The sequence below is a fragment of the Caulobacter sp. S45 genome, assembly GCF_903642205.1.
Classification (GTDB): Bacteria; Pseudomonadota; Alphaproteobacteria; order Caulobacterales; family Caulobacteraceae; genus CAHJWH01.
The window spans coordinates 1-17,350 of sequence record NZ_CAHJWH010000051.1 but is presented as its reverse complement, the minus strand read 5'-3'; the positions used below and the strand labels follow the sequence as shown (position 1 = coordinate 17,350).

The following is a 17,350-nucleotide window of genomic DNA, read 5'->3' as shown; positions in this document are numbered from 1 at the left end:
ACCAGGGCGGCGGGTCCGGCGGTGACGGCCCCCAGCAACTCGAGTAGCCCGATGCCACCCTCGTGGTGCAGCGACAGGAGCGCGGGCAACAGCGTCTCCAGCCCCACAGCGCCCGGTGCGGCTTCGCTGAAGGGCAGGCGCTTGTCCTCGGCGGGCGCCGGGGTGTGGGCGGAGGTCACGACCTGGACCAGGCCGGAACCGACGGCGTCCACCAGGGCTTGCCGGTCGGCCTCCTGGCGCAGTGGCGGGTCCAGGCGGAAGAAGGTGCGATAGTCGCCTATGTCCACCTCGTTGAAGCAGAGGTGGTTGATCGAGGCGGTGGCGGTGACCTGCACGCCGCGCGCCTTGGCACGGGCCAGGGTCTCCAGCGCGTCCGCGGTGGTGATCTGGTCCACGATCAGGTGGGCGCCGGTCAGCTCGGCGAGCGCCAGGTCGCGCTCCAGCATCACCCGCTCAGCCAGGGCAGGCGCCGCGGGCAGGCCCAGCCAGGAGGCAAGCGCGCCTTCGGTGGCCACGGCGCCCGCGGTGAGATGCGGCTCGGTGGGGCGGTGCGCCACCGGGCGGCCGAACCCTTTGGCGTAGGCCAGAACCCGCCTGAACACCTTGGAGTCGACGATAGGGCGGTCGGCGTCGGTGAAGTAGAGCGCGCCAGCCTCCGCCATCAGGCCGAGCTCGGCCATGCGGCGGCCGTCCAGGGCGCGGGTGGCGGCGCCGGCGGGGTGGACGTGGACCAGCTCGATGTCGCGGGCGCGGCGCAGGATGAAGTCGACCACCGAAGGCTCGTCGATAGCGGGGTCCGTGTCGGGCTGGACCACCATCGTGGTGACGCCCCCGGCGGCGGCGGCGCGGCTTGCGGACTTCAGCGTCTCCTTCGGCTCGGAGCCCGGCTCGCCGGTCTTGACCCGGATGTCGATCAGCCCGGGGGCGAGCGCCAAGCCGCCGCAGTCGTGCACGAGCAGGTCGGGCGAGGAGGCGTCGAGCTTCGGGGTGCGCTGGACGTCGGCGAGCACGCCCTCGGCCACCACCAGGCAGCCCGGGCCGTCATAGCCCGTCGCCGGGTCGAGCAGGCGGGCGTTGACCAGGGCCACGGGACGGGGCGGGCCGCTCATGACCGGGGCTCCAGCCGGGCGGCGAGGGTGGCCAGGACCGCCATGCGCGCGGCCACGCCCATCTCCACCTGGGTCTGGATCAGGCTGACGGCGGGGTCGTCGGCCACCCCGGAGTCGATCTCGACGCCCCGGTTCATCGGCCCTGGGTGCATGACACGAACCCGAGGCGAGGCAAGGGCCAGCTTCTCGGCGTCCAGGCCGTAGTAGCGGAAGTATTCGCGGGTGGAGGGGACGAAGGCGCCGTCCATCCTCTCAAGCTGCAGGCGCAGCATCATCACCACGTCGGCGCCCCGAATTCCCTCCCGCAGGTCGTGGTGGATGGCGGGGCCCCAGGCCTCTGCTCCGGACGGCATCAGGGTGGGCGGCCCGACCAGCCGCACCTCCGCGCCCAGCAGCTGCAGCAGGGCTACGTTGGAGCGGGCGACCCGGCTGTGCAGCACGTCGCCGCAGATGGCCACCGACAAGCCGCCCACCTGGCCGAAGGCGCGGCGGATGGTGAGCGCGTCGAGCAGGGCCTGGGTGGGGTGGCCGTGCCAGCCGTCGCCCGCGTTCACCACGCTGCAGCTCACCTTCTGGGCCAGCAGCGCCGCGGCGCCGGAGGCGGAATGGCGCACCACCAGCAGGTCCGGCTTCATGGCGTTGAGCGTCACCGCGGTGTCGATCAGGGTCTCGCCCTTGGTCACCGAGGAGGTGCGCGGCGCCATGTTCACCGTGTCGGCGCCCAGCCGCTTGGCGGCCAGCTCGAAGGAGGATTGGGTGCGGGTGGAGGCCTCGAAGAACAGGTTGACCAGGGTCAGGCCCCGGAGCAGGCCGAGCTTCTTGTCATGCTGGCGGCTCAACGCCACGAAGGCGTCGGCGAGATCGAGCAGGGCGTCGGCGGTGGGGCGGTCGAGCGCGTCGGCGGCCAGGAAATGCGGCTGCGGCAGCGCGAACAGGCGCGCCCGGATGGCGGCTTCGACGTCGCCGATCGGAGCCGGTTGGAGTGTGGGCATCAAGGTCGGTTCTAGGCGGCTTCGTCTGCGCTCTCAAGCCAAGCGGCGGTGGCTTCGAAGCTTTGACCGAGGCTAGCCGCCCCACCACCTCGACATCTCCCGGCGCGACAAGCCACATGACAGCCCAGGTACACTCGCCGCCGCGCCATGAACACGGGCGGCTCGTCGCCCTGTTCCATTAGGGAGCCAGCAGAACAGTAGCGCAGACCCGGCGCTGGGACGCTGGCGTCTCGGCCTGCGGAGCCTTGTCAGGCTGGCTGGAACTTCATGGCGACCCCGTTCATGCAGTAACGCAGGCCTGTTGGTTTCGGACCATCGTCGAAGACGTGGCCGAGATGGCCGCCGCAGTGGCTGCAGTGGACCTCGGTGCGGGGGATGATCATGGAGACGTCCTGCCGTGTGGCGATGGCGCGGGGCAGGGGAGCGTAGAAGCTCGGCCAGCCCGTACCGCTGTCGAACTTGGTCGTCGAGCTGTAGAGCGCCTGGTCGCAGCCGGCGCAGGTGAAGCGACCGCGCCGATGCTCGTTGAGCAGCGGGCTGGCGCCCGGCGCTTCGGTCTGGTCCTCGCGCAGCACGGCGAAGGCGGCCGGCGAAAGCCGGGCGCGCCACTGGGCGGGCGTGAGCTGTACGGGGTATGTCCCCGGCGCCGCACCGGCGGGAATACGCGACAGCACCCATGTTCCGCCCACCGCGCCGGCTGCACAGCCAAACAGAAGCAACCTTCGATCCATCATCGCCTAAACCTCAAACAACGCATGTAGATACGCAGACACGCAGACGAAAGATGGCCAGCTTCTGACATTTGCAGCGGGTCGAAGGAAGATGGCGGGGATCAGATAGCCGGCGAGGCCCGGTCCTCGCGGCAACCTGCAGATCACCCGCGACACCAAGAAAGCTGTCGTCAGGCGGCCCGGCCTGAACTGAGCGCCGGGTGCAGCGGAGTTCCTCGGACGCGGTCGGTCTTGAGTGGTGTGGCCTCACGATACATCTCTCCCCGCGGCGACAGGTCAGCCGAACTCGTCCTCCAGCGTCGCCAGCCGGGCGGCCTGGTCCTCGGCGATCAGGGCCTCGATCACCTCGTCCAGCGCCTCGCCTTCGATCACCTTGGGCAGGTTGTAAAGGGTCAGGTTGATGCGGTGGTCGGTCACCCGGCCTTGTGGGAAGTTGTAGGTGCGGATGCGCTCGGAGCGGTCGCCGGAGCCCACCTGCTCCTTGCGGGCGGCGGCGCGGTCGGCATCGAGCTGGCCGCGCTGGGCGTCGTAGAGGCGCGCCTTCAGGGTCTTCATGGCCTTGGCGCGGTTCTGGTGCTGGGACTTTTCCGAGGAAGTAACCACGATCCCGGTCGGCAGATGGGTAATGCGTACGGCGGAGTCGGTCTTGTTCACGTGCTGGCCGCCGGCGCCCGAGGATCGATAGGTGTCGATGCGGATGTCGGCGTCGTTCACCTCGATCTCCACGTCTTCGGGCTCGGGCAGCACGGCCACGGTGGCGGCGGAGGTATGGATGCGACCCTGGGCCTCAGTGGCGGGCACGCGCTGGACCCGGTGGACGCCGCTCTCGAACTTCATGCGGCCGAACACGCCATCGCCCGAGATGGAGGCGACGATCTCCTTGAAACCGCCCATCTCACCCTCCGACATGTCGTCCACCTCAAGCTTCCAGCCGTGCAGCGCCGCATAGCGCTGGTACATGCGGAACAGATCGCCAGCGAACAGCGCCGCCTCGTCGCCGCCGGTGCCGGCGCGCACCTCCAAGATGGCTGAGGCGTTCTCGTCGCGGTCCTTCGGAGCCAGCAGCAGGGCCACCTCGCGTTCCAGAGCCGGCAAGCGGTCATTGAGCACCAACAGTTCGGCGCGGGCGAGCTCGCTCATCTCGGCGTCGCCTGAGGCGGCCATCTCCTCCAGTTCCACCCGCTCGGTGCGGGCGCGGGCCACACCGGCGACGGCATCGGCGACCGGCCGCAGCTCGGCGTGCTCCTTCCCCAGCCGCACGATCTCTGGCCCGTCGGAAGCTGCCGACATGCGCGCCTCCACTTCGTGGAACCGGTCTAGCACGGCGTTCAGCTTGGCCTGGGGCAGGTGCATGGCGGCGGGGGTATGGAGCCGGGACGAGGAGAGGTAAAGCGGTGGCGCCGGGATGGCTAGCCGCGAAGCACCAGCAGGTCCTGGCCGCCGGGATACGTCGGCTCCGGACGCCACAGCCCCGCCAGCACGGCCTCGAGCGTCAGCCCGGCGCCGGCGATGGCGCTTTGGAACCTGGCTTCGTCATAGGCCATGGCGTTTTCCGGCCAGTGCGGGTCGCTGGTCATGGCGTCGCCGTAGGGTTTCAGGGGCACCTTGGTGAGGCCCTGCGAGGCCCAGACGCGCACCTCCGGCGTAAGTACGAAGGCGGTGATCAGGGCACGGCCGCCGGGCGCCAGCACGCGGCGCACCTCCGCCAGGTAGTGCACCACCGTGGGCCAGGGCAGGTGGGTAAAGACGGAAGTGGCGAAGGCCAGGGTGATGGACCCGTCCGCGCAGGGAAAGCGCGTCTCGCTCTCCCCGATCCGACCCCTTGGATTGTAGATGCCGTTGCGGATGTCGAGGTGGTGGAACGTGAAATCGGGACGCACCGGCCCGATCCGCCGCAGACAATAGCGAATGGCGCCAGCCGAGACGTCGAAGCCGATGTAGCGTCCGTTCGAACCGAGCGCCTCCGCCAGCGGCCAGGTCACCCGCCCATTGCCGCAGCCGATGTCCAGCACCCGGTCGTCTGGCCGCAGCTCGCCATACGTCTGGATGAAGCGCAGGCTCTCGCGCCCGGTGACGCGATAGTCGCCACCGACATGATGGATCGTTTCCCACGGATCGGCGCGGCGCGAGGGGTCGCGAAGGCGTGCGGGCAGGCTGGCTAGGTCGCGCCTCAATCCGTCAACGCTGCGCCAGAAGCCGGCGGGAGGGGCGTGGTAGGCGGCTCGGACGAGGGTGCGGAGCCAGTCGGGACGTCCGCTCACGCGCGGTCCACAAAGCTGTCGAGCACCTTCTTCTCGCCGGCCTTGCTGAACTCGACGGTGAGCTTGTTGCCCTCGACGCCGACCACATGGCCGGGACCAAACTTCTGGTGGAACACCTTGTCTCCGCTCTTGTAGCTACTTCCCGCGGCCGAGGGATCCGAGGTGGCGACCAAGCGGCCTTCGCCTTCGATCGCGGCGCTACGGCCTCGAGCGCGGGACATGCCGAAGCGGTCGGACGGCGGGTTGGAGGGGGTGAAGCCGCTGCGTTCCTGCGCCCGCTTCCAGCCTGGCGAGGTGTAGCTGGAGACGAAGGCCGGGGCGTCGTCGAAGCGGCTCTTGGCCTCCATCATGCCGGGGCCGCCGCCGTAGTAGCCGGTCTCGCTGGTGGCTTCCACGCTCGCCGGGGGCAGCTCGTCCACGAACCGGGAGGGGAGCTGGCTGGTCCAGCGGCCGTAGACCTGGCGGTTGGCGGCGAAGGAGATGCGGGCCTGCTCCCGGGCGCGGGTGACCCCGACGTAGGCCAGCCGCCGCTCCTCCTCCAGCCCCTTCTCCCCCTTCTCATCCATGGAGCGCTGGGAGGGGAAGACGCCTTCCTCCCAGCCGGGCAGGAACACCAGCGGAAATTCCAGCCCCTTGGCGGAGTGCAGCGTCATGATCTGCACGCTGTCGGAGCCCGCGCCCCGGTCCAGGTCCATGACCAGGCTGACGTGCTCCAGATAGGCGGTCAGGGTGTCGAACTGGGCCATGGACTGGACCAGCTCCTTAAGGTTGTCGAGCCGGCCCTGGCTCTGCGGCGAGCGGTCGGCGCGGACCATGTCGGTGTAGCCGCTCTCCTCCAGCACCGTCTCCATCAGCTCCGGGTGGCGGATGGTCTGGGCCAGGGTGCGCCAGCGGTCCACGTCACGGATGAAGTTGGCGAGCGCCGTGCGGGTGCGGGCGGGCAGCTCGTCGGTCTGAATGACGCCACGCGCGGCCAGGGAGGCGGACAGCTCGTGCTTGCGGGCGACGGCGACCAGCTTCTGGACGCTGGTCTCGCCGACGCCGCGCTTGGGCTGGTTGACGATGCGCTCGAAGGCGAGGTCGTCGTCCTCCGAGTTGATCAGGCGCAGGTAGGCGTGGGCGTCGCGGATCTCCGCCCGCTCGAAGAAGCGCGGACCGCCGACCACCGTGTAGGGGATCTGCAGCAGCACGAAGCGCTCCTCGAAGCTGCGCATCTGGAAGGAGGCCCTAACCAGCACGGCGGCGTCGCGGTAGCGGCCCCCCGCCTTCTTCCAGCGCTCGATCTCGTCGCCGATCATGCGGGCCTCGGCCTCGCCGTCCCACACGCCCGAGACCCGGACCTTGTCGCCGCCCTCGGCTTCCGTCCACAGGGTCTTGCCGAGCCGGCCCTTGTTGGTGGCGATGAGCCCTGAGGCCGCCTTCAGGATGTGCAAGGTGGAGCGGTAGTTGCGCTCCAGCCGCACCACTTGGGCGCCGGGGAAGTCGCGCTCGAAGCGCAGGATGTTGTCCACCTCCGCGCCCCGCCAGCCATAGATGGACTGGTCGTCGTCGCCCACGCAGCAGACGTTGCGCCGCCCCTGGGCCAGCAGGCGCAGCCACAGGTACTGGGCGACGTTGGTGTCCTGGTACTCGTCCACCAGGAGGTAGCGGAACCGCTCCTGGAAGGACTGCAGCACATCCGGGTGGCCGGTGAAGATGGTCAGGTTGTGCAGCAGCAGGTCGCCGAAGTCGCAGGCGTTCAGGGTGCGCAGGCGGTCCTGGTACTGCTTGTAAAGCATCACACCCTTGCCGTTGGCGAAGGCCTCGCCCTCGGCCGAGGGCGTCTTCTCCGGCGTCAGGCCCTTGTTCTTCCAGCCGTCGATCAGGCCGGAGAGGTGGCGCGGCGTCCAGCGCTTGAGGTCGAGGTTCGCCGCCTCGATCAGCTGCTTCAGCACGCGCTGCTGGTCGTCGTCGTCCAGGATGGTGAAGCTGGACTTCAGCCCGACCAGCTCGGCGTGGCGGCGCAGAATCTGCGCGGCGACCGAGTGGAAGGTACCGAGCCAGCGCAGCCCCTCGGCCTGGCCGCCGATCAGGTGGCCGATGCGCTCGCGCATCTCGCGCGCCGCCTTGTTGGTGAAGGTGACGACCAAGAGCTCCCACGGCCGGGCTCGATTGGTGTTCAGGATGTGGGCGAGCCGCGTGGTCAGCACCCGTGTCTTGCCGGTGCCTGCGCCGGCCAGCACCAGCACCGGCCCCTCCGTCGCCTCCACCGCCGCACGCTGCTCGGGGTTCAGGCCCGCGAGGTAGTCGGAGACGGGTGGGTCGACCCTTGCGAGGTCGGAGATGCGCGGCGCGGGTAAAGGGGCGGACACGAGCGATTCCTGGTTACCGGAACAGATGTAGCACGCTGGGGCGCCGACTTAAGGGCGGAGGAACCTCGGGTGTGACCGTCCGTTCCCGTCGCACACTGAATCCGAGGAGCCTGATGACCGATCCGCAGCCCAATCCGAGGGTCTCCAACAAGATCTCCCCCCTCGCGGTGATCGTCGTCATCATCCTGGTCGGCATCGTCATCGTGGCCTTCGTAAAGCGCCATGGCCATCACGAGACGCCCAGCGGCATGCGCGCGCCGATGGCGGCGCCTTCCAACGCCGTCATGCCCCAGCAGCCCAACCTGCCCAATGGGATGGCGCCGCGCGCCAACACCAACGACGCCATGGAAGCGTCGCCGACCGGCAACGAGGAAGGCAATCCGAAAGGAACGGGTTCGGGCAACGGCGTCCAGTAGCGGCTTCAGGAACGGCCGGACGCCAGGGCCCACTCCAACGCCGCCACCCGGCAGGCGGATGCAAGCGGCCGGTCTTGCCGGGCCTCGTCCACGGTGCGGACCAGTTGGGCTACACCCAATTGTTGCTCCCCCGCCATGGTTTGCAGTGCGGCCCAGAACTCTGGCTCCAGCGCCACGGAGGTCTCGTGGCCGCTGAGGGTCACGGACTTCTTCTGGAGACTCGGCATGGCTCGCTTTGGGCTTCCAGGACGGCGGATGGTCGATGTAGTCCTAAGGCTGCGCGCGTCCAGCCGGTTTGCAGTGCGGCCGACGTGCGGGAGGTCCGATGACGACGCCAAGGCTCCTCGCGCTCGCCACCGCGACGCCGTCCTACGTGCTCGACCAGGACGAGGCCGCCGCCATGGCCGCGGAGGTGTTCAGGGGCAAGGTTTTCCGCACCCCCGACCTGCTGTCGATCTTCGAGAACACCGGCATCCGCACCCGCAAGGCCGTCCGGCCTCTCGCCTGGTACGGTGAGCCGCACGGCTGGCCCGAGCGCAACGCGGTCTATCTGGAGAACGCCCAGGACCTCTATGTCGAGGTGGCCAACAAAGCCTTGGCGGCCGCGGGGCTGCAGGCCTCCGACATAGGCCAGCTGGTGACCGTCTCCTCCTCCGGCATCGCCACGCCCAGCCTGGAGGCGCGGGCGGCCGGGCGGATGGGCTTCCGGGCCGGGGTAAGGCGCACGCCGGTGTTCGGACTCGGCTGCGGCGGCGGGGTCGCAGGCCTGGGCCTGGCCGAGCGGCTAGCGCGGACCGACCCTGAGCTGCCGGTCCTGCTGGTGATCGTGGAGCTCAGCTCCCTCGCCGTCCGCCCGGACGCGGCGACCAAGGAGAACATCATCTCCTCGGCCCTGTTCGGCGACGGCGCGGCGGCGGCGGTGGTCTCGGCCGCGCCGGACGCGGCAGGCCGCGCCATCGAGTGCAGCGGCGAGCACCTGTGGCCGGACAGCCTGGACGTGATGGGCTGGCGCATCGACCCGGTGGGGTTCGGCGTGATCCTTTCGCCCGCGGTGCCGGCCTTCGTGGAGCGGGAGATGCCGCAGGCCGCGCAGGCCTTCCTGGACCGCGCCGGGCTGACGGCCGCCGAGGTCAGCCGCTACGTCTGCCATCCCGGGGGCGCCAAGGTGGTGCCGGCCATCGAGGCGGCGCTGGGCCTGGCGGCGGGCTCGCTCGACGTGGAGCGCCAGGTGCTGGCCGAGTACGGCAACATGAGCGCGCCCACCGCTCTGTTTGTCCTGGACCGGGTGCTGAACGGCGGCTCCGCCAGTGCGGATGGCAGCGGCCGGCTGGTGGTCAGCGCCATGGGGCCGGGGTTCACCGCCCAGTTCGTCTCGCTCGGGGCCGTGGGCGCGTGAGCATGGTCCCTGCGCTCCTGCTGCTGGTGTTCGTCACCCTGCAGCGGCTGGCCGAACTCGCCTGGAACCGCGGCAACGAGGCGCGCCTGCGCGCGGCCGGCGCGGTGGAGGCGGGCGGCGCGCATTACCCGGTTATGGTGGCCCTGCACGGCGGCTGGCTGGCGGCGCTCTGGGTTTTCGGCTGGGACCGCCAGTTGATCTGGGGCTGGGTGGCCGCTTACGTGATGCTTCAGTTCGGCCGGGCCTGGGTGCTGGCGACGCTCGGGCGGCGATGGACCACCCGGGTGTTCGTCGTGCCCGGCGAGACCCTAGTCCGGCGCGGTCCCTACCGCTTCGTCAGCCATCCGAACTATGTGGTGGTGGCGCTGGAGATCTTCGTGCTGCCGCTGGCGTTCGGCCTCCGGGGCGTGGCCCTGGCCTTCGGCGTGGCGAACCTGGCCCTGCTCGCCTGGCGCATCCGGGTGGAGAACCAGGCGCTGAGCGCCGCGGTGCGAACTTAGAGCCGCTCGCCCAGTTTGGCGACATAGCTCGCCTTTGGCACTCGCCTCAGGATGAGGTTGACCTCTGAGGAACGGCGCTTGCCGCTAGAGTTGATCCGCGCCTGCATCCACTCCCATGTGGTCGCGCGCCTCGACCGTCAGCTCGGCGATGCGGGCGCGCACCTCCTGCGGGCGGATCGCCACGCTGTGGCGGCCGAAGTCCGCCACGACCTTCTGGTAGACCTCCTCGGTCCCAGGCGTGCTCAGGTCCGCGTGCACGAGGCTGGCGACGTAAGCCTCCAGCTCAGCGTCCTTCAACCCCATCAACCCGCCGGCCCACAGACCCACCAGCCGGTCGCGACGCGCCCTGACCTTGAACTCCAGCTCCTCCTCGAAGGCGAAGTGGGCTTCGAAGGCGTGTTCCCGGTCGTCGAAGGTGGTCATCGTCAGCTCTGTCTGTACTCGAATGGAGGAGTGAACGCCGGAGCGCCCGGGAGGATCAACGGCGGCCGTAAGTCATGCGGGCGCGTCGACAACCACGTCTTCTATCAGGTCGTGAAAGCGGCCGTAGTCGACGTAGCGGACGCCGTTTTCATCCTTAAGGATGATGTCGGCCAGGCGCCGGCCCCAGACGATCTCGTGCGGGAGATAGGAGTGCCGCGCGTGGATGCGTTGGGCGAAGGTGTCGTCCACCCCAGACAGCACGATGACGATCTCCGCTATGGTCTCCTCCAGCGACTCTCGCGTGGCGCCATGGAGCGGGCTCTCCTCGTCAATGACGTGCATGATGGTCCAGGTCAGGCCGAACAGGGGGGAGTGCGCGCGCACGGTCTTGAGATCGACGAAGCCCCGGTACTCCACGCCCTCGCGGCTGAACCCGCGCCGGGCCAGGGTGACGCTTACGTCCGCTTCCAGGATCTGGTTGTTGCGGATGTTGCCGGCCCTGAACATCAGGTTCAGCTGGCCGTTGCGCGGCGTCACCACGGCGCAGCGGCTGAACATCACCCGCGCCGTGGGCCGCGAGACGCGCGAGAAGATCAGCCCTGTTCCCACCGCCGTCAGCGCCAGGCTGGCGAAAGCCTCCACCGTCACCAGCACGTTGGCGTAGACGGTCTTCGGCCACATGTCGCCGTAGCCGATCGTGCCGAGCGTCTGGACGCTAAAGAAGAAGTTGTCGACGAGCACGCCGGGCCGCGCCTGGGCCACGCCGCCGGGCTGCAGCCAGAACAGCACGGCGAAGAAGGCGATGACGCCGAGGTACACGCCCATCCACAGCAGCAGGAAGCGGGCCCAGCTGAGCGTCATCAGCCAGTGGTAGCCATCACCGAAGCGCTGTCGCTGCAGGCCCACCCGGCGGATCGAGGGTTGGCCGTTGCGCGCCACGAAGCGCGGGTAGGGGTCCTCGGCGCGCGAGGCGCCGTTCTCGACCACGCCGAGCGTGCGGTTGATCTGGGGCCCGTCGTTCACAGCCAAGCTCCTTAGCCTATGGAGGCGGCGGCCTGGAAGCCGAACCGGCTCTGTTGCGCCACCGCGCGCTGCATCCGCCGATTGCGGGCCGAACTCGCCGCAAAGGTTCATCTCCAGCGCAAAGCCCTCTAAGAACCCCTCCGAGACGAAGTCCGGAGGGTGGTGATGGTGGAAAGGGGGGTGGCGGTCCGCGGTCCGCGCAGTCTCCTGCGCCAGATCCGCGAGGCTCTGGCTGGCGGCGGCCCGGCCCAGGATCGCTTGGACAAGGTGGTGCGGGTCATCGCCGGCTCCATGGTGGCCGAGGTCTGCTCGCTCTACCTGCGCCGGGCGGCCGGCGACATGGAGCTGTTCGCCACCGAAGGCCTGAAGCGCGAGGCCGTGCACGTCACCCGCATGAAGCCGGGAGAGGGCCTGGTCGGCGAGATCATGCGCCAGGGCCGGCCCATCAACCTGTCGGACGCGCCGGCCAACCCGCACTTCTCATACCATCCGGAGACAGGCGAGGACCCCTACCACGCCTTCCTGGGCGTGCCTCTTCTGCGGGGCGGGCGGGCTATCGGTGTGCTGGTGGTGCAGAACCGCACCGAGCGCACCTATGACGAGGACGAGGTCGAGGATCTGCAGACCATCGCCATGGTGCTGGCCGAGATGGTCGCCACCGGCGAAGTTATCGGTCAGGCCGAGTTCAAGGGCGTCGAACTTCAGCCCCACCGACCCGAGCGGCTGAGGGGCATGCGCTTCGCCGACGGCCTGGCGATCGGCGTGGCGGTGCTGCACGAGGCGCCGGTGGCGCCGGAGAAGCTGCTGGCCGACGACGCCAGCCATGAGGCGCGGCGGCTGGAGCAGGGCCTGCAGCGGCTGCGCCGCCAAATCGACGACATGCTGGACGGCTCCCACGGACTGGTGGGCCAGAGCTATGAGGTACTGGAAGCCTATCGCATGTTCGCCCACTCCAGAGGATGGAACCGCAGCCTGGAGGACGCGGTGCGCTCCGGCCTCACCGCCGAGGCGGCGGTCGAGCGGGTGCGTTCCGAACAACGCGTGCAGATGAGCCAGACCCGTGACGCCTATCTTCGCGAGCGCCTGCACGACTTGGAAGACTTGGCTGACCGGCTGCTGCGCATCCTGGCCGGGGAGACTCCCGGCGCGCGGACCCTGCCGGAGCACGCGGTGCTGATCGCCCGCAATCTCGGCCCGGCGGACCTGCTGGAGTACGACCGCACCAAGCTACGCGGCCTGCTGCTGGAGGAGGGCTCCAGCGCCAGCCACGCCTCCATCGTCGCCCGAGCGCTCGGCATCCCCTGCGTGGGGCGCCTGCCCAATCTGCGGGACCGGGTCAAGCCGGGCGACCCGGTGATCGTGGACGGTGAGATCGGCGAGGCGTTCCTGCGCCCCCGTCCTGATGTCATCGAGGCGGTACAGGCCCGCGCCGCCGTTCGTGAGCAGCGTCGGGCCGAGTTCGACCGCCTGCGCGACACCCCCGCCTTCACCCGTGACGGCGGCAAGATCACGCTGCTGATGAACGCCGGCCTGGCGGTCGACCTGGAAAGCCTTGAGATGACGGGCGCGGAGGGCATCGGCCTGTTCCGCACCGAGTTCCAGTTCATGGTGGCCGAGGAGCTGCCCCGCCTGGACGCCCAGACAGCCCTCTACGCTCGGGTGATGGAGGCAGCCGGCGACCGGCCCGTCACCTTCCGCACCCTGGACCTCGGCGGCGACAAGGTGCTGCCCTACCTGCAGGCCGAGCGCGAAGACAACCCGGCTCTCGGCTGGCGCGCCATCCGCATGGGGCTGGACCGCCCCGCGCTCCTGCGCATGCAGCTCCGCGCCCTGATCGCCGCCTCGCGCGGTCGCGACCTGCAGGTCATGTTCCCGCTTGTCGCGACGGTGGACGAGTTCCGGACCGCCCGGAGCCTGGTGGACCGTGAGCTGGCGTGGGCTCAACGCCGAGGCCGTCCCATCCCCGAGCGCGTGCGGGTAGGAGTGATGATTGAGACGCCGGCCCTGATCTGGCACCTGGATGCGTTGCTGCCCATGACCGACTTCATCTCGGTCGGCACCAACGACCTGATGCAGTACCTGTTCGCCGCCGACCGCGGGAACCCGCGGGTGGCCGACCGCTATGACCTGCTCTCGCCCCCGGCGCTGCGGGCGCTGAAGACCATTGGCGACGCCTGCGCCGACACCGGCACCCCCGTTTCGGTCTGCGGAGAGATGGCCGGCCGACCGCTGGAGGCCTTCGCGCTCATCGCGCTCGGATTCGCCCGGCTGTCCATGCCGCCTGCTGGCATCGGGCCTGTGAAGGCCATGGTCCTGTCGCTGGACGCCGGGGCGGCGAGGCGGGGTCTCACCGGTGCACTGAAATCAGGTGCGGGCTCGGTTCGTAATGAAATCGAGACGCTTGCGCGCAAATTAAATGTCGCAGTGTGAGCGCATTGTCGCCTCTTCGCCTTTGTTGTTAGTCACGGGTCGAAGCGGACAAGTCGAGCCGACCGGACGCGAGTCGCGCCACCGGCGGGGGAGCATGGGGAGACACCGGACGCCATGGCGCCGTTGGATACCGGCTCAGTGACCAACGTCGTGCGCCTAGCCGAACCGATCGGCCGCGGTCCCGGCCCCTTGGCGGCCGACTCGCCCACGCTCGGCGCCTACCTGCGCGCGGTGCGCGAGCACAAGGGACTGAGTCTGATCCAGGTGGCCGAGGCCACCCGCGTGCGCCGCCTCTACCTCGAAGCCCTCGAGCGGGACGACATCACTCCTCTCCCGTCGCGTCCCTTCGCGGTCGGCTATGTGCGCGCATATGGCCGGGCGCTGGGCCTGGATGGCGACGCCGCCGTCGCCCGCTTCAAGGCCGAGAATCCCGAGGCCACACAGGCTTTGCGCGCGCCGCTTGGTGTCCATCTCGACGGCAACCCGCGTCAGCGGGTAATCTACGCCGGCGTGGCCGTGCTGGTGGTGGCGGTGGCGCTCTGGAACATCGCCCAGCACACCCTGATCTCCAACGCCCATTCCGACGCCATCCTGGCGCCCGCGGCCCAGAGCTGGCTTGAAGCCCAGCGCCCCGGCCCCGTAGTCATCAGCGCGCCCACCCCGCCGCCGGCCGACCAGACCACGCCCAAGCCGTACGTCACGCCGGGTCTTGGCGTGCCGGGCATCGACAAGAACGCCCGCATGGACCCCGCCGCCGTGACCGCAGCCACAACGACAGCCGCCGCCCAGCCGGAGCCTACACCGCCCGCCACCTTCACCACCCGCGCCGCCGTCTATGGCGCTTCGCTCAAAGAGGGCGGAGTGTTGGTCCAGGCCAAGTTCCCCGCCTCCCTGATCGTGCGCGGTCCCGCCGGCCAGATCTACTTCGCTCGCGAGCTGGAGATCGGTGAGGCCTACCGGGCGCCGCTAGGACGGGGGCTCACCGCCGATGTGAGCGATCCCAACGCCTTCCTGCTCTATGTTGGCGGCAAGCTCGCCGGTCCGCTGAGCGAGCCCCAGACCCCGCTGGACAAGGCGGTGGCCCAGTCGCAGCCGGCAGCGACGCCCCCTCCGTCACGGCGCTGAAGCGCCGCGCCTCCCCCCGCTACGCAGGGAAGGAGGACCACGCGCAGCGTGGTGGAGGGGGCGTACTGCGCGTTCCGAGACTGTCACCCGTCCGCGATAGCGTCCCTCTCGGCTTCGCCCTATCTCTGGCCAAGCTGGCGCCTCACGCCGCCCCGCTGTAACTTGGGTCCGCCATGAACACCGAAGACCACCGCCACGTCCGCCCCTGGCGCATGATCGACCGCCGCGTCTCCCGAAAAATCCGCGTCGGCAAGGTTGAGGTGGGCGGCGATGCGCCCATCAGCGTCCAGTCCATGACCAACACGGTCACCTCCGACGCCGCCGTCACGATCGAGCAAATCCGGCAGCTGGAGGAGGCCGGCGCCGACATCGTGCGCGTCTCCTGCCCCGACGTTGAGAGCACCGCGGCCTTCAAGACCATAGCCCGCGAGGCCAAGGTCCCGCTCGTGGCCGACATCCACTTCCACTACAAGCGCGGCATCGAGGCGGCGCAGAACGGCGCGGCGTGCCTGCGCATCAACCCCGGCAACATCGGCTCCAAGGACCGGGTACGCGACGTGGTCCAGGCCGCGCGCGACTACGGCTGCTCCATGCGGATCGGCGTCAACGCCGGCTCGCTGGAGCCGCACCTGCTGGAGAAGTACGGCGAGCCTTGCCCCGAGGCGATGGTGGAATCGGCCCTGTTCCACGCCGACATCCTGCGCGACCTCGACTTCCACGAGTTCAAGATCAGCGTGAAGGCGTCCGACGTCTTCCTGACCGTCGCCGCCTACCAGCAGCTGGCCGAGGCCATCGACTGCCCCCTGCACCTGGGCGTCACCGAGGCTGGGCCCTTGCGGACCGGCACCATCAAGTCCTCGGTGGGTCTTGGAAACCTGCTCTGGGCCGGCATCGGCGACACCATCCGCATCTCGCTGGCGGCGGACCCGGTGGAGGAGATCAAGGTCGGCTTCGACATCCTGAAGTCGCTCGGCCTGCGCCACCGCGGCGTGAACATCATCGCCTGCCCGTCCTGCGCCCGCCAGGGCTTCAACGTCATCGAGACGGTGACCGCCCTCGAGGCGCGCCTGGCCCACATCGCCACCCCCATGTCGCTCTCGATCATCGGCTGCGTGGTCAACGGCCCGGGCGAGGCCCTGATGACCGACATCGGCTTCACCGGCGGCGGCTCGGGCAAGGGCGTCGGCATGGTCTACCTGGCCGGCAAGATCGACCACAAGATCGACAACGCCAACATGGTCGACCACATCGCAGGCCTGGTGGAGAAGAAGGCCGCGGAGATGGAGGCGGAGCGGGCCGCCGCTGAAGCGCGCGACCCGATCCTGGAGCACATCGCGGCGGAGTAGGGCTCCTATCGATATGGTGACTTTAATGTTACCAATTCATGGGCAGAGCGAGAGCAGGTCGTCAGCACTGAACCATCCGTCGTTTCAAAACGCAGCATGATCAAGTCTGGTGTGCTCATGATACGTTTCACGTTCCGCCGACCGTAGGTAGATATCATTCGGTTTAATGTCGCCGTGCAAACCTCGAACTCCATAGGCGTTGCGTGTCTGACCATCGCGGTGTGACGTGGATGCGCCATTGCGGCCGGATTCACCGAGATCGTCGCGACGAGAGAGAGTGTCAGCACGAAGCGGTAAGTCATCAGAAGACCCAAGTAGAACTGCAATTCTTGCAATTTGCTTCGGTTCTGGTTTGCTTGTTTGATAGTCCGATGCCAGGCGTTATCGCGCTGAGCCCGAGCGTGAGACCTGCGGCAATGACCTTGCCGCCTCCTAAACCCGTCTTAACTTTCGTGGGACGAACCTGTACTTTGCCCTTTGTTTGGCAGTGGGGGCATACCATTTGCGGGCTGAGTTTGTAAGCGGCCATCGATCTCTCACGAGGTTAACCCACGCAAGCCTAACGTGCACTCTCCGGTGTGCCTAGTGGCTCCGCGCCCTGTTCGACAGGCCAAATGAGTCGCGGGCAAATTGTAGTCGTCCTGACGGCGTGACTCCTCATCTTTCCCACGCCTGGGGCGAGGCGCGGGCTCCTCCCCTTTTCCGCAAGGGGAAAAGGGAGGAGCCGGGATCGCGGCGCCGTTGGAAGGCAGCATTTGTCCAAGGCGTCAGGCAGCCACCGCCTGCAGTTTCAACCCCATGGCCGCGACCAGCTGCAGCACGGCGTCGAACTCCGGCTGAGTGTCGGGGGTTGGCGGCTTGTGGGCTGCGCCGGCCTTGTCGGCCATGCCCGCCATCGCGGGCGCCCTTGCGATCGTCGCTAGCGCCTCCGTCATGAAGGCGCTGTCGTTCTCCGCAAGAGCGGCGTTTAGGTAGGCCACCACGCGTCCGGGCGTGGTCAGGTAATCGGCGGCATCGAAGGGCGCCAACCCGAGTGTGTCTGCTACGCTCACCTACCATCCTCCATGTAATGCGCGGCCAAGCCTTTGGCGCGCGCGATATCGCGAGCCTGGCTCCGCTTTGAGCCGCCGCAAAGCAGAACGACGATCTCCTCGCCGCGGCAGATGAAGTACACGCGCCATCCCGCTCCGATATGAATGCGGAGTTCCATGACGCTCCCTCCGACGCCGCGCGCATCGCCGAGATTG

17 protein-coding genes are annotated in these 17,350 nt (G+C 68.8%); 6 read left to right on the top strand and 11 right to left on the bottom strand.

Annotated features, from left to right (window positions below; all coding sequences use genetic code 11):
- The 6 genes from HUV06_RS07355 to HUV06_RS07330 form a co-directional block, all read right to left on the bottom strand.
- Positions 1 to 1,109, bottom strand: a 1,109-nt coding sequence (locus HUV06_RS07355; protein WP_174300624.1) for a dihydroorotase, incomplete at its 3' end; no start/stop codon positions are given.
- Entirely contained in the window at positions 1,106 to 2,101 is a 996-nt protein-coding gene (locus HUV06_RS07350) for an aspartate carbamoyltransferase catalytic subunit (RefSeq protein WP_174300623.1), read from the bottom strand. The genes HUV06_RS07355 and HUV06_RS07350, both read right to left, overlap by 4 nt.
- Positions 2,102 to 2,349: 248 nt before the next feature.
- Positions 2,350 to 2,820 carry a peptide-methionine (R)-S-oxide reductase MsrB gene (msrB, locus tag HUV06_RS07345; protein ID WP_254600953.1) on the bottom strand — a complete coding sequence of 157 codons (471 nt, stop codon included), beginning with the start codon at positions 2,818 to 2,820 and terminating at the stop codon, positions 2,350 to 2,352.
- 288 nt (positions 2,821 to 3,108) lie between these two features.
- Positions 3,109 to 4,185: a peptide chain release factor 1 gene (prfA, locus tag HUV06_RS07340; RefSeq protein ID WP_174300621.1), complete on the bottom strand. Its 1,077-nt coding sequence runs from the start codon at positions 4,183 to 4,185 to the stop codon at positions 3,109 to 3,111.
- A 56-nt stretch (positions 4,186 to 4,241) separates the two neighbouring features.
- Positions 4,242 to 5,093, bottom strand: coding sequence for a class I SAM-dependent methyltransferase (locus HUV06_RS07335; protein WP_174300620.1), 852 nt, complete (start codon positions 5,091 to 5,093; stop codon positions 4,242 to 4,244).
- Positions 5,090 to 7,471 carry an ATP-dependent helicase gene (locus HUV06_RS07330; protein WP_174300625.1) on the bottom strand — a complete coding sequence of 794 codons (2,382 nt, stop codon included), beginning with the start codon at positions 7,469 to 7,471 and terminating at the stop codon, positions 5,090 to 5,092. The genes HUV06_RS07335 and HUV06_RS07330 overlap by 4 nt, the downstream gene beginning before the upstream one ends.
- 86 nt (positions 7,472 to 7,557) lie before the next feature.
- Between HUV06_RS07330 and HUV06_RS07325 the strand changes: the two genes are divergently transcribed.
- The gene (locus tag HUV06_RS07325; protein ID WP_174300619.1) at positions 7,558 to 7,860 is read left to right on the top strand and encodes a hypothetical protein; all 303 of its coding nucleotides are present in this window, start codon (positions 7,558 to 7,560) and stop codon (positions 7,858 to 7,860) included.
- Between the two features lie 5 nt (positions 7,861 to 7,865).
- Here HUV06_RS07325 and HUV06_RS07320 read toward each other — a convergent pair whose 3' ends face one another.
- Positions 7,866 to 8,087: a ribbon-helix-helix domain-containing protein gene (locus HUV06_RS07320; protein ID WP_174300618.1), complete on the bottom strand. Its 222-nt coding sequence runs from the start codon at positions 8,085 to 8,087 to the stop codon at positions 7,866 to 7,868.
- A 98-nt stretch (positions 8,088 to 8,185) separates the two neighbouring features.
- Here HUV06_RS07320 and HUV06_RS07315 point away from each other — a divergent pair, with 98 nt between their 5' ends.
- Together HUV06_RS07315 and HUV06_RS07310 are read left to right on the top strand one after the other, a co-directional pair.
- A complete protein-coding gene (locus HUV06_RS07315) occupies positions 8,186 to 9,256 on the top strand; it encodes a type III polyketide synthase (protein ID WP_174300617.1) in 1,071 nt (356 codons plus the stop codon).
- 2 nt (positions 9,257 to 9,258) lie between these two features.
- Positions 9,259 to 9,756: an isoprenylcysteine carboxyl methyltransferase family protein gene (locus HUV06_RS07310; RefSeq protein WP_174300616.1), complete on the top strand. Its 498-nt coding sequence runs from the start codon at positions 9,259 to 9,261 to the stop codon at positions 9,754 to 9,756.
- 84 nt (positions 9,757 to 9,840) lie between these two features.
- Here the strand turns inward: HUV06_RS07310 and HUV06_RS07305 are convergent, their stop codons facing one another.
- Positions 9,841 to 10,179, bottom strand: coding sequence for a DUF1476 domain-containing protein (locus tag HUV06_RS07305; RefSeq protein ID WP_174300615.1), 339 nt, complete (start codon positions 10,177 to 10,179; stop codon positions 9,841 to 9,843).
- 72 nt (positions 10,180 to 10,251) lie between these two features.
- Entirely contained in the window at positions 10,252 to 11,202 is a 951-nt protein-coding gene (locus HUV06_RS07300) for an ion channel (RefSeq protein ID WP_217433692.1), read from the bottom strand.
- 165 nt (positions 11,203 to 11,367) lie between these two features.
- Here HUV06_RS07300 and ptsP point away from each other — a divergent pair, with 165 nt between their 5' ends.
- The 3 genes from ptsP to ispG all read left to right on the top strand — a co-directional run bounded on the left by ptsP (position 11,368) and on the right by ispG (position 16,103).
- Positions 11,368 to 13,632, top strand: coding sequence for a phosphoenolpyruvate--protein phosphotransferase (gene ptsP / locus HUV06_RS07295; RefSeq protein ID WP_174300613.1), 2,265 nt, complete (start codon positions 11,368 to 11,370; stop codon positions 13,630 to 13,632).
- A 114-nt stretch (positions 13,633 to 13,746) separates the two neighbouring features.
- Positions 13,747 to 14,757 carry a RodZ family helix-turn-helix domain-containing protein gene (locus tag HUV06_RS07290; RefSeq protein WP_174300612.1) on the top strand — a complete coding sequence of 337 codons (1,011 nt, stop codon included), beginning with the start codon at positions 13,747 to 13,749 and terminating at the stop codon, positions 14,755 to 14,757.
- Positions 14,758 to 14,930: 173 nt separating this feature from the next.
- Positions 14,931 to 16,103: a flavodoxin-dependent (E)-4-hydroxy-3-methylbut-2-enyl-diphosphate synthase gene (gene ispG, locus HUV06_RS07285; protein WP_174300611.1), complete on the top strand. Its 1,173-nt coding sequence runs from the start codon at positions 14,931 to 14,933 to the stop codon at positions 16,101 to 16,103.
- 767 nt (positions 16,104 to 16,870) lie between these two features.
- Here ispG and HUV06_RS07280 read toward each other — a convergent pair.
- The gene (locus HUV06_RS07280; RefSeq protein WP_174300610.1) at positions 16,871 to 17,155 is read right to left on the bottom strand and encodes an addiction module antidote protein; all 285 of its coding nucleotides are present in this window, start codon (positions 17,153 to 17,155) and stop codon (positions 16,871 to 16,873) included.
- Positions 17,152 to 17,350: type II toxin-antitoxin system RelE/ParE family toxin (locus tag HUV06_RS07275; RefSeq protein WP_174300609.1), on the bottom strand; the 199-nt coding region annotated here is incomplete at its 5' end. The genes HUV06_RS07280 and HUV06_RS07275, both read right to left, overlap by 4 nt.

What these genes read in the sequence shown, in the direction of transcription:
- HUV06_RS07350 (WP_174300623.1), bottom strand. Translation starts at nt 2,101, where the DNA reads ATGCCCACACTCCAACCGGCTCCGATCGGCGACGTCGAAGCCGCCATC.
- prfA (WP_174300621.1), bottom strand. Translation starts at nt 4,185, where the DNA reads ATGCACCTGCCCCAGGCCAAGCTGAACGCCGTGCTAGACCGGTTCCAC.
- HUV06_RS07325 (WP_174300619.1), top strand. Translation starts at nt 7,558, where the DNA reads ATGACCGATCCGCAGCCCAATCCGAGGGTCTCCAACAAGATCTCCCCC.
- HUV06_RS07320 (WP_174300618.1), bottom strand. Translation starts at nt 8,087, where the DNA reads ATGCCGAGTCTCCAGAAGAAGTCCGTGACCCTCAGCGGCCACGAGACC.
- HUV06_RS07315 (WP_174300617.1), top strand. Translation starts at nt 8,186, where the DNA reads ATGACGACGCCAAGGCTCCTCGCGCTCGCCACCGCGACGCCGTCCTAC.
- HUV06_RS07310 (WP_174300616.1), top strand. Translation starts at nt 9,259, where the DNA reads ATGGTCCCTGCGCTCCTGCTGCTGGTGTTCGTCACCCTGCAGCGGCTG.
- HUV06_RS07305 (WP_174300615.1), bottom strand. Translation starts at nt 10,179, where the DNA reads ATGACCACCTTCGACGACCGGGAACACGCCTTCGAAGCCCACTTCGCC.
- ptsP (WP_174300613.1), top strand. Translation starts at nt 11,368, where the DNA reads ATGGTGGAAAGGGGGGTGGCGGTCCGCGGTCCGCGCAGTCTCCTGCGC.
- HUV06_RS07290 (WP_174300612.1), top strand. Translation starts at nt 13,747, where the DNA reads ATGGCGCCGTTGGATACCGGCTCAGTGACCAACGTCGTGCGCCTAGCC.
- ispG (WP_174300611.1), top strand. Translation starts at nt 14,931, where the DNA reads ATGAACACCGAAGACCACCGCCACGTCCGCCCCTGGCGCATGATCGAC.